Source organism: Frankia sp. CcMO1 (assembly GCF_977945845.1).
On the sequence record NZ_CDWTMG010000036.1, the window covers coordinates 1 to 4,717 of the forward strand.

6 protein-coding genes are annotated in these 4,717 nt (G+C 74.5%); 1 reads left to right on the forward strand and 5 read right to left on the reverse strand.

What is annotated here, in order from left to right:
* From AC08OU_RS07390 to bioB, 5 genes are all read right to left on the reverse strand, one after another.
* The coding region (locus AC08OU_RS07390; protein WP_476604549.1) for an AAA family ATPase at positions 1-260 on the reverse strand (260 nt) is incomplete at its 3' end.
* A complete protein-coding gene (locus tag AC08OU_RS07395) occupies positions 257-1,438 on the reverse strand; it encodes an 8-amino-7-oxononanoate synthase (RefSeq protein ID WP_476604550.1) in 1,182 nt (393 codons plus the stop codon). The genes AC08OU_RS07395 and AC08OU_RS07390, both read right to left, overlap by 4 nt.
* Positions 1,438-2,799 carry an adenosylmethionine--8-amino-7-oxononanoate transaminase gene (locus AC08OU_RS07400; protein ID WP_476604551.1) on the reverse strand — a complete coding sequence of 454 codons (1,362 nt, stop codon included), beginning with the start codon at positions 2,797-2,799 and terminating at the stop codon, positions 1,438-1,440. Before AC08OU_RS07400 ends, AC08OU_RS07395 begins: the two co-directional genes overlap by 1 nt.
* The gene (gene bsaP, locus AC08OU_RS07405) at positions 2,796-3,002 is read right to left on the reverse strand and encodes a biotin synthase auxiliary protein BsaP (RefSeq protein WP_476604552.1); all 207 of its coding nucleotides are present in this window, start codon (positions 3,000-3,002) and stop codon (positions 2,796-2,798) included. Before bsaP ends, AC08OU_RS07400 begins: the two co-directional genes overlap by 4 nt.
* 23 nt (positions 3,003-3,025) lie before the next feature.
* Positions 3,026-4,021 carry a biotin synthase BioB gene (gene bioB, locus AC08OU_RS07410; RefSeq protein ID WP_476604569.1) on the reverse strand — a complete coding sequence of 332 codons (996 nt, stop codon included), beginning with the start codon at positions 4,019-4,021 and terminating at the stop codon, positions 3,026-3,028.
* A gap of 226 nt (positions 4,022-4,247) precedes the next feature.
* Between bioB and AC08OU_RS07415 the strand changes: the two genes are divergently transcribed.
* Positions 4,248-4,717: pyridoxamine 5'-phosphate oxidase family protein (locus tag AC08OU_RS07415; RefSeq protein WP_476604553.1), on the forward strand; the 470-nt coding region annotated here is incomplete at its 3' end.

Sequence of the window (4,717 nt, forward strand, 5' to 3'; positions counted from 1 at the left end):
AGCCGGGCCGCGGCCTGGGGGGCCATCGGCTCGCGGAGCCGGGTGAACTCGTAGACCGCCCCGGTCGGGACGCCGGCCAGCCGCGCCGCCTCGGCGGCGTCGCCGGGTTCGTCCGGCCCGACCCCGGTCTGCACGGGTTTGACGACGGCGACCGAGCGCCCGGCCGACAGCGCCCGGGCGGCGAGCGCGGCGGTGACCACGGTCTTGCCGACGCCGGTCCCGGTGCCGGTGACCAGGACCACCCCCGACCGGCCGGTCACGATCCGGACAGCGCCGGGGGCACGGCCTCCCGGAGGACGGCCGACGCCTTGTCCAGTTCGGCCGGGGTGAGCGTGGCCCGGGCGGTCAGCCGCAGCCGGCTCACGCCGTCGGGCACCGACGGCGGCCGGAAGCACCCCACCCGTACTCCTGCCTCGAGGCAGCGACGCGCCGCCGCGACGGCGTCCTGGGGGCCTGGCATCGGCACGGACAGGACGGCGCCGGTCGGTGGCGGCGTCCTGGTCGCCGTGGCCAGGGCGCGGCAGGCACGGGCGACGGCGTCGACCCGTGACGGGTCGGCCGCGAGGAGGCGCAGCGCCTGTACCGCCGCCCCGGCGGCGGCCGGCGTCAGCGCCGTGTCGAAGATGAACGACCTGGCGTGGTTCACCAGGTGGTCGCGGACGCGGCCGTGGGCGAGCACGGCGCCGCCCTGGCTGCCCAGCGCCTTGGACAGCGTGACCGTCACCACGACGTCGGGCCGTCCCGCGAGGCCGGCCGCCGCGACCAGCCCGCGGCCCCCCGGCCCGGCGGTCCCGAGTGCGTGGGCCTCGTCCGCGACGAGCACGGCGCGCCGCTGGGCGCAGACCCGCGCCAGCTCTCGCAGGGGTGCGGCGTCACCCTGCACGCTGAAGACGGACTCGGTCAGGACCAGCGCCCGTTCCTCGGTGCGGGCGGTCAGGGCCCGTGCCACCGACTCGACGTCGTTGTGCGCGGTGATCACGACCCGGGCCCGGGAGAGCCGGCACGCGTCGACCAGCGAGGCGTGCACGTGGGCGTCGGACACGATGAGGTCGCCGCGCCCGGCCAGGGCGGTCACGGCGCCCAGGTTCGCCAGGTAGCCGGAGGAGAAGACCAGCGCGGAGGGCTGCCCGCAGAACGAGGCGAGCTCCGCCTCGAGGTGCTGGTGCAGCCCCAGCGTCCCGGTCACCAGCCGCGAGGCGCCGGTGCCCGCGCCCCACCCGCGGGCCGCGGCGACCGCCGCGCCGACGACGTCCGGATGGGTGCGCAGTCCGAGGTAGTCGTTGCCGGCCAGGTCCAGCAGGTCCCCGCCTCCGGGGGGCAGCGGCTGGAGACGTCGGGTGAGCCCGGCGGCCTCGCGCTCGGCGGCCCGGGCGGCCAGCCATCCCAGGAATTCCGTCCCGGCGGCAGTGATGGTGGCAGCCGTCGCGGCGTCGTCCATCACAGCACCTCGTGGACGGCGCCGGTGATCGCGGCGGTGATGGCGGCGACGTCGTCGGCGTCGCACGGGTAGGGCGGCATCGTGTAGACGAGGTCGCGGAACGGGCGCACCCAGACGCCGCGCCGGAGTGTGGCCGCGGTGACGGCCCCGACATCCACAGGGCCACGCGCCTGCACCACGCCGACCGCACCGAGCACCCGGACCTCCCGCACGGCGGGGTGGTCCGCGACGCCGGCGAGCCCGTCACGCAGGCCGCTCTCGATCGCCGCCACCTGTCCGCGCCAGGCTCCCGATCCCAGCAGGTCCAGGCTCGCGGAGGCGACGGCGCAGGCCAGCGGGTTGCCCATGAACGTCGGACCGTGCATGAGCGCGCCCGCCTCGCTGGCGTCCACCCCGGCCGCGACGGCCTCGGTGCACAGCACGGCGGCCAGGCTCAGGTACCCGCCGGACAGTGCCTTGCCCACGCACATGACGTCGGGGGCGACGCCGGCGTGCTCGACCGCGAACATCGCCCCGGTGCGGCCGAACCCGGTCGCGATCTCGTCCACCACTAGCAGCAGGCCGTGCCGGTCGGCCACGTCGCGCAGCGCCCGCAGGCATGCCGGGCTGTAGACGTGCATCCCCCCGGCGCCCTGCAGCACCGGTTCCACCACGATCCCGGCCAGCTCGTCCGCGTGCAGCTCGGCAAGGGCCGCGACCTGCGCCGCCCAGCCCACCACGCCCGGATCGTCGTCCGGCAGGTCGAACCCGGCCGGCGGCCGTGGCGCGAACACCTGCGGCGGCAGGGTGCCCGTGTACAGGGCGTGCATGCCGCCGACCGGGTCGCACAGGCTCATCGCGGCGAACGTGTCGCCGTGGTACCCGCCACGCACGGTCAACAGCCGATGCCGCCCGGACCGGCCCCGACCGCGCTGGTACTGGAGGCAGATCTTGACCGCCACCTCCACCGACACCGAACCGGAGTCGCACAGGAACACCCGATCCAGTCCGGACGGCGCGACCTCCAGCAGCCTGCGGACCAGGCCGATCCCCGGCTCGTGGGTGAGCCCACCGAACATCACGTGGCTCATCCGCCCGAGCTGCTGCTGCACGGCGGCGTCCAGCACCGGGTGGGCGTACCCGTGGATCGCCGCCCACCACGACGACATCGCGTCGACCACCTCGCCGTGGCCGGCCAGCCGCAACCTCACCCCCGACGCCGACTCCACCAACCGCACCGGAGGCGGCGCCGTCGCCGAGGCGTACGGGTGCCACACATGGGCGGCGTCGAAGTCGAGCGCCTCCGCCACCCCCTCGAGCATCCCCTCGGGCATCCCCGACTCGGACTCGCCCTCGAGGCCCTGCCGGGCCCGTGCCCTCACGCCACGTCCCCGTGGGTGCCGCAGCGGGCGCTCCACCCCGATGGCGTCACCTGGACCACCAGGCGCCTGCCACAGCCGATGCAGTACCGGGGTGGCTCCAGCACCCGCGCCGCCCGGCAGTCCGCGTGTGCGCCAGGCCCCGCGGGCCGGCCGCACCGGTCGCAGAAGGGGCCGGACCCGTTCTCGCCCGCCGCCCGCGTCATGCCGCCCTCGGTGCGCCGTCTCGTCACAAGGCCGTGCCGAGAGCCTTGACGGGCATCCGCAGCTCCGCCAGCAGCGCGAGATCCTCCTGCGGTGGGCGGCCCAGCGTCGTCAGGTAGTTGCCCACGATCACTGCGTTCACCCCACCCAGCAGCCCGTCACGGGTACCCAGATCGCCAAGTGTCACCTCGCGACCGCCCGCGAACCGCAACACCGTGCGCGGCAGGGCCAGCCGGAAGCCGGCGATGGCGCGCAGCGCGTCCGCGGCGGCCATCACCGGCAGGTCCCCGAACGGTGTCCCGGGCCTGGGGTTGAAGAAGTTCAGCGGCACCTCGTGCGGGTCCACCTCGGCGAGCTGCCCGGCGAACTCCGCCCGCTGCTCCAGGCTCTCGCCCATCCCGACGATCCCGCCGCAGCAGACCTCCATCCCGGCCTCGCGCACCACCTGCAGCGTGTCCCGGCGCTCCTGCCAGGTGTGCGTCGTCACCACCCGATCGAAGTACGAGCGCGCCGTCTCCAGGTTGTGGTTGTAGCGGTGAACCCCCAGCGCGGCCAGCTCGCCGGCCTGCGCACGGGTGAGCATCCCGACCGAGGCGGCCACGTTGATGTCCACCGCGGCCCTGATGGCGGTCACGGCCTCCCGCAACTGGGCCATCAGCCGTTCGTCAGGCCCGCGCACGGCCGCGACGATGCAGAACTCGCTGGCACCGGTCGCGGCGGTCCGCCGGGCTGCCTCCACCAGTCCTTCGACGTCCAGCCGGACCGAGCGGACGGGCGACTCGAACCGGCCCGACTGCGAGCAGAAGTGGCAGTCCTCCGGACAGCCACCGGTCCTGACCGAGACGATCCCCTCAACCTCGACCTCGGGGCCGCACCACCGCATCCGCACCAGGTGGGCCAGCTCCAACGCCTGCGCGACCGCGTCGTCCGGCAACCTGAGGACGGCGAGGACCTGCTCCGGCGACAGGCCGCGACCCTCCGTCAGCACCTGCCGGCGAGCCGTCCTCAGGATCTCGTCCATCCTCGCCACGCCCTCCGCCCTCGCCCGACCCGCACGCCGATCACACCCACCACGCCGGGCGGTGGTGGCCGACCTCCCGAGGAACTATCCCACCTGGCGGAGCGCAGCCAGCCCCGAAGCGCCGTGACCGGACCCACACCGAAGACCCGGATGTCGGCACGCGGCGCCCAGCCATATACCAGAATTGGGTGCAGATTTCCCTGCACCTCGGGATGAGGAGCGCTCCATGGACCAGGCTCGCAGGCTCTTGCAGGACTACGTCACGACCGGAAAGGTCATCCAGCTCGCGACGCTGGGGCCCGCCGGGTTTCCGCTGCTCTGCCACCTGTGGTTCGCGAGCGCGTTCGATCCGGACCGGATCTGGTTCATGTCCCGCGCGCACCGGGAGCATTGCGCCAACCTGCGCGCCAACCCGCGGGTGGCGGGAGCGATCCTCGCTATCGAACTGGAGGGAATCGGGCAGGACGTCCGCGGCGTCACGTTCACCGGCCAGGCACGCGAGCTGCCGACGACCGGGGTCGACGAACAGATCGCCGGGTACACCAGGCGCTGGCCCACCGTCGCCGACGCGCTGGACCCCGCCGAGACGGACCCGGGCCTGACGTCGCACCGGCTCTACGAGATCCGCGTGGACGAATGGGTCCTGTTCGACGAGGCGTACTACCCCGACCAACCCAAGCAGCCGATCGCAGCCCA

What these genes read in the sequence shown, in the direction of transcription:
- AC08OU_RS07395 (WP_476604550.1), bottom strand. Translation starts at nt 1,438, where the DNA reads ATGGACGACGCCGCGACGGCTGCCACCATCACTGCCGCCGGGACGGAA.
- bsaP (WP_476604552.1), bottom strand. Translation starts at nt 3,002, where the DNA reads ATGACGCGGGCGGCGGGCGAGAACGGGTCCGGCCCCTTCTGCGACCGG.
- bioB (WP_476604569.1), bottom strand. Translation starts at nt 4,021, where the DNA reads ATGGACGAGATCCTGAGGACGGCTCGCCGGCAGGTGCTGACGGAGGGT.